Below are 893 nucleotides of genomic sequence, written 5' to 3' on the forward strand. Positions count from 1 at the left end.
GTATGGGTTTTAGGCAGTAAATAATTTTAGGGTAAATGAGGTCGCGCGTCGGTAAAGTTTGAATTTTAGAAAGACGATAAATCCTACCGAACCAAGCTGTACGACCGGAGCAAAAAAGCCGCTACCAACGTCAGTTCCAAATAAGTTCGTCCAGAAATTGGTGTTTATCTCGGTATAAAGTGCATTGACGAATACATTGACCAGAAAGAACGCAGGTACCAGCATATAAACAGCAGCGTACAATTTGAAAAAGTTATAGGCGAGCGAACGGAACTTTTCAAAAACGGCAAGGCTTATGACCAATGGGAAGAATGCCTGCATTATTCCCAACAAGAAGAAACGTTCCGCAAGGAATAATGGGTAAATGAACAAATCGAGAATCCATAATATTGTACTCACGACGAAGGCAAATATCTTAAAACCGAAAAGTGGTGTTACCAAAGCTTCATAAAGCAAAGACATTGCGGCTTGGGCTGCTTTTATAATATTTACCTCTTCCTCAATGGGAATATCCTGCATCTGCAAGGGCAACAAAGCCGGAGCAGTTCCCCGATATTGTCCTTCGATGGCCACCAATATACCGTCAAAAAAGCCCAATACCTGTGTTGAAAAAATGACCAGAAGAACGACCGTGAAATTTTTGATCAGTTCCGCTGGACTCAATCCCCAGGTATAACCGCCCTGATCCGCAACGCCCTCATTGTATTTTTTGAGGATGTTGATCAGAAAGAACAGTACGGCAAGCGTTTTCATCCCCGCAATGGTATATTGCGAGAAGTTGCTGTTCTGTATGGTCTGAAAAACCGTATCAATATATTCCAGACCGATCCCTAAGATGATTGCCGCAGTCATAATCAGTATTCTGTTTCCCGGTTATTGATTTTATCCTGCAT

The 893-nt window shown here is 42.1% G+C and carries 1 protein-coding gene; it reads right to left on the reverse strand.

Annotated features, from left to right (window positions below; all coding sequences use genetic code 11):
* Positions 1–9: 9 nt before the first annotated feature.
* A complete protein-coding gene (locus RM529_RS17565; protein WP_311486029.1) occupies positions 10–852 on the reverse strand; it encodes a hypothetical protein in 843 nt (280 codons plus the stop codon).
* Between the last annotated feature and the right edge of the window lie 41 nt (positions 853–893).

Origin of the sequence: Autumnicola edwardsiae (assembly GCF_031846505.1) — a bacterium.
Classification (GTDB): Bacteria; Bacteroidota; Bacteroidia; order Flavobacteriales; family Flavobacteriaceae; genus Autumnicola; species Autumnicola edwardsiae.

Coding starts and splice junctions, on each gene's coding strand:
- RM529_RS17565 (WP_311486029.1), bottom strand. CDS start 852: ATGACTGCGGCAATCATCTTAGGGATCGGTCTGGAATATATTGATACG.